3 protein-coding genes are annotated in these 4,973 nt (G+C 51.9%); all 3 read left to right on the forward strand.

What is annotated here, in order from left to right:
- Positions 1–572: 572 nt before the first annotated feature.
- The gene (locus tag QN359_RS19315; protein WP_322247787.1) at positions 573–2,375 is read left to right on the forward strand and encodes a ShlB/FhaC/HecB family hemolysin secretion/activation protein; all 1,803 of its coding nucleotides are present in this window, start codon (positions 573–575) and stop codon (positions 2,373–2,375) included.
- A gap of 12 nt (positions 2,376–2,387) precedes the next feature.
- A complete protein-coding gene (locus QN359_RS19320; protein ID WP_322247788.1) occupies positions 2,388–2,735 on the forward strand; it encodes a toxin-activating lysine-acyltransferase in 348 nt (115 codons plus the stop codon).
- Positions 2,736–2,794: 59 nt separating this feature from the next.
- Positions 2,795–4,973, forward strand: a 2,179-nt coding sequence (locus tag QN359_RS19325) for a filamentous hemagglutinin N-terminal domain-containing protein (RefSeq protein WP_323493617.1), incomplete at its 3' end; no start/stop codon positions are given.

The raw sequence follows: 4,973 nt of genomic DNA on the forward strand, positions 1-4,973 counted from the left end.
AGAAGTAGAAGAAATGGCGCGTTTGCAATTGGGATTATTCTAATGAAATGTCAATTAATTTATTCCGGACAGCAGTGTGCCTACGCAGGAATGACGAAGCGAGAGTGCGGGGGAACGACACGGCCGGCGATGGTTCAGGTGTAAAAATCGTATATCAGGCTTTTGCGATAGCCTCTTCAGGTCGCGCTGACTAAATCTGCACCGAAAACTCTCAACGACGACAGCGCATTACTATTTATTAACTGCTCACAGATCTTCCTGTGGTTAACCTTTGTTTGCAAAATTTCCGAGCTATTTCTCGAATCTGAAAAGTGCGCGTGGAACTAAATTTATTCGTCTCTCTCCAAAACGAGCAGAAATAAAAAGCACTAAAAAGTGGAGTGATATCGACTGATATGTCGCTGTGCGAAAAATCTGAATGAGAAACTGACATCACGAATTTCACACGCTGAGGCGAACGTTTACATCGCCATAGTCTATCGTTAACAGTGCGAACAATACGCTGACAAGGTTCACTTGGCAGGGGCTTCGCACGCGCTCATGAAGGAATTCTTTCGCGGAAAAAATTTGGTATGAAAAAATTTATTGTCGGGTTTTGTCTGTCGCACTCTTTATTTATCGTCTCCAGTGTTGCGGCCGATGTGGCGGCACCAGTTCCGAATCAAGATGCACAAGAACAAATTCGCCAGCAACAGCGTTTGCAACAGTTGCGTCAACAACAAGAAATTCAAACCGATGCGCGCGAAGAAGGCACCTCGTTGAAACAAGCGGTGCCGCTGGCAAGTGACCGTATTCCCGACAATGAAACACCTTGTTTTCAGATTGATAAAATTGATTTGAACGGTGATGGCGCTGATCAATTTCAATTCGCCTTAGATAAATTGAATGCCGAAGTATTCAGCATCGCAGCAGCGCAGTCGTCGGCAAACAGCAAAGACGGACTATGCCTGGGCGTGAATGGCATTAATGCGCTCATGGCGCGCATGCAGAATACCATCATTGCCAAAGGCTATATCACCACCCGTGTGCTCGCCGCTCCGCAAGATCTGAAATCTGGTCATTTATTACTCACGGTGGTAAACGGTCGTGTCAACCGCGTTCGCTTTACCGCTGATTCCGATCCGCGCGCCAGCAGTTGGAATGCGCTACCGCTACACCCTGGCGTTACACTCAATCTGCGCGATATTGAGCAAGCCTTGGAAAATTTAAAACGGCTTCCTTCTGCAGACGCCGATATACAAATCGAACCGGCAGCGCCCGATCAGGTAGCGGCGGCACCGACGCAGCCAGGCTTGAGTGATCTGCTCATCAGCTATCACCGCGTGTCTTCACCGGTACGTTTTTCTTGGAGCTTGGACGACAGCGGCTCCAGCGCAACCGGCAAGTACCAAGCCAGTGCGACCTTATCGGGCGATAACTTGTTCAAGCTTAACGATTTGTTCTATGTCAGTTTCAATCACGATGTCGGAGGCGAGGATACCGGTGCGCACGGCACCTCGGCGCATACCTGGCATTACTCCTTAGCTTATGGCTACTGGTTGTTGAGCACGACGACATCGAGTAATGACTACTATCAAACCGTCGCCGGTGCCAGCCAAAACTACACTTACAGCGGCAAAAGTCAAAACACTGAAATCATGCTCTCGCGTCTGTTATTTCGCAACAACGTGAATAAAACTGTGTTGTCGGCGCGTGCGATGTTTCGTAGCTCCAGTAATTTTATCGATGATACCGAAGTGGAAGTGCAGCGACGACGCGTAGCGGCGTGGGAACTCGGTTTCAAGCAAACTTGGTATCACGCCAATACGGTGTTGGATTATCAGTTGAACTATCGGCACGGTACCGGCGCGCGCGGTGCTTTATCAGCGCCGGAAGAAAATTTCGGTAATGGTACTTCACGCATGCAAATGCTGACAGCTGATCTGCAACTGAGTATGCCGTTCATGCTCAAAGCGCCTTGGGGTCAGCAAGCGCTGCAATATCTGGTCAATTTCCGGGGCCAAAATAATTACACCCCACTGACGCCACAAGATCGATTCAGTATCGGTAGTCGCTATTCGGTACGCGGGTTCGATGGTGCGCAAAGCTTGCTCTCTGATAGTGGCTGGTTCATACAAAACAATCTCATCGTTCCACTTGGCCAGAGCGGGCAATCGGCATACCTGGGCCTCGACTATGGTGCCGTCAGCGGGCAATCGGCCGCGCTGTTAATTGGAAAAAAATTAGCCGGCATGGTGCTTGGCGTGCGCGGTGAAGTTGGCACTGCGGTCGGCCGGTTTAACTATGACGTCTTTGTCGGGCAAGCCATCTATAAACCTGAGGGCTATATCACCAGTCCGGTCACTGCTGGTTTTAATCTTAACTGGTCCTATTAAGGAACGTACGACATGAATCAAGCAGCATTTCAGATTATCGCCCCTGGCATTCCACAGCAGGGTTGTATCGATGGCATGGCCGTCAGTAGTTTTCCTCATGCCGAGCCAGTGGAAGATTGGAATAGTGGCGAGCGCATGTGGATCATCGATTGGGTTGCACCGTTTGCTCACACCAAGCAAATGACACGTTTTCTGAAGCGACATTTGCTGGCCAATTATTGGTTCAAGACGCTTTACCACCGCCGTAATGAAAAAAAATTAATCATCAAAACCTTCCGCGGGGTCGACGTGATGAAACAGGAAGCCGAACAGTGGTTCGCCACACACCCAGTCATCGAAGCTCAGGCCAGCGCGGCTTGATCTTAAGTTTCCTTAGTTATCTTGGCGTCGTCAGTCAACTCGATTTGGATTTTTAAAAAATGAATAAGCGTCAATTCCGTCTGGTATTTAATAAACATCGTGGCATTCTCATGGCTGTCGCAGAATTTGTCAGCGGTGCCGGTAAATCTGCGCAAGCGAAGCCAGCCTCGTCCGCCTTGGCTGCTGCCTCATTTGCCGTCGATGGGGTTGATGACGCTGCGGAAGTTCCAACACGACGCAATGTCAGCATGCTGCTGGCATTGCTACAAGCTGGCCTGGTTCATGTGATCAAGGCCGCCTCCGTGCTGACGGCAAGCGCCGTGCTGACGCTGGCGCACGCCGATATCGTGGCGGATAAAGCTGCACCAAAAAATCAACAAGCAATCATACTGACGACGCCTAACGGTTTGCCATCAGTGAATATACAAACCCCGAGCGCAGCCGGGGTCTCGCGCAATACGTATAGTCAATTCGATGTCGGCAATAAGGGTGCGGTACTCAATAACAGTCACACTGCAGTGACAACGCAGCAGGGCGGTTGGGTGCAGGCGAACCCGTATCTGGCCAAGGGCAGCGCGCGCATTATCTTAAATGAAGTCAACAGCACCAACCCCAGCTTACTCAATGGCTATGTCGAGGTGGCCGGGAGTAAGGCGCAAGTCATCATCGCCAACCCCATGGGTATCAGTTGCAACGGCTGTGGCTTCATCAATGCCAATCGCGTGACCCTGACTTCCGGGACGCCGCTGCTGCAAGGCGGTGATTTGCTCGGCTATCAAGTCAATGGTGGGGTGTTGGATTTTTCCGGTAAAGGGTTAGATTCCAGTCAAAGCAATTATACCGATCTGATCGCGCGCGCCGTCAATACCAACGGCATCATCTGGGCGAAAAACCTCAACGTCATCAGCGGCAGCAATCAAGTTAAGGTCGATAACGCACAGCTCGATGGTGATGGCTATATCGCACAAGTCGTCAACAATGGCGGCAGCGCCGCTGCCGGCAATCTTACGCCGAATTTTGCGGTCGATGTCGCGGCATTGGGCGGCATGTATGCCGGAAAAATTCATCTGCTTGGAACCGAAGCCGGTGTCGGCGTCAGAAACGCCGGCGAAATCGGTGCCAGCGCCGGCGCCGTACACATCGATGTCAACGGCATGATCAGCAACAGCGGCACGCTCGTTGCCAGCGGTGCCGGGAATACCCTGACATTAAAGTCCAAAGGTTTGAGTAATGCCGGCACCATTTCGGCGCAAGACAATCTGACTGTGCTCACTCAGGGTGAGATGCATAACAGCGGCCTCGTCAGTGCTGCGCGCGAATTGAACATCAGTAGCAGCGGCCAATTGAGTAACCAAGGTAGTCTGAGCGGCCAGCGTTTGGCGATCAATGCAAGCGGGCTCAGCAATATCAAAGGGCTGATACAACAGAGCGGCAGCCAAGGCTTGAACGTGAGCGCGCAAGCGCTGGACAATAGCGCCGCTGGCTTGATCGGTAATCTGCCGCTTAGTGCCATTAATGGCAGCACCGCTGGCAGCGGCGCTGGCAATGCCAGCGCTGCACAGAATACTATGGCCGCACCAAGCAGTGCCGCCGCTGCCGGAGCACTGACCATCACACCGGCGCTGCCAGAGGCGTTGGCACATGGGCTGATTGCGATTTCCGGTAAGCTCGTCAATCAGGCCGGCACCATCAGCGGCAATGGAACGGTAGACCTCAGTGCCAGCGATAGCTTACACAACAGTGCAGTGTTGAATCTTGGTACGCTCAATTTCAGCGGCACGCAATGGAGTAATATCGACGGTAAGATCAATGTAGACCAAGCCAGCATCAAGACCCATAGTTTCGATAATTCGCATGGCCAATTTGTGGCGGCGCAAGCATTGCAGCTTGATGCCCATGATCTAATGAACCAACAAGGTAGCTTGCAACAAATCGGCAGCGCTGATTTAAGCATCGCCTTGCAAGGTAATTTGGATAATACCTCCGGTCATATTCAAACGAATGCCTCGAATCTCAATTTAACGGCGCAATCCATAAATAACAGCAATGGCCAGATACAGCATGCCGGCAGCGGCACGCTGGCGCTCACCGCGCATACGCTCAGTGGTGCCGGCGGTGCGCTGGCCAGCGCCGGCTTGCTCGATATCGCAGCACAGAGCGTCACGCTCGATGGTGGCACGAGCGTCGCCAAACAAGTCAACATCAACAGTGCAACGCTCAGTAACCGCGGCGGCAGCG

Source organism: Undibacterium sp. 5I2, from assembly GCF_035019605.1.
GTDB lineage: Bacteria > Pseudomonadota > Gammaproteobacteria > Burkholderiales > Burkholderiaceae_D > Undibacterium.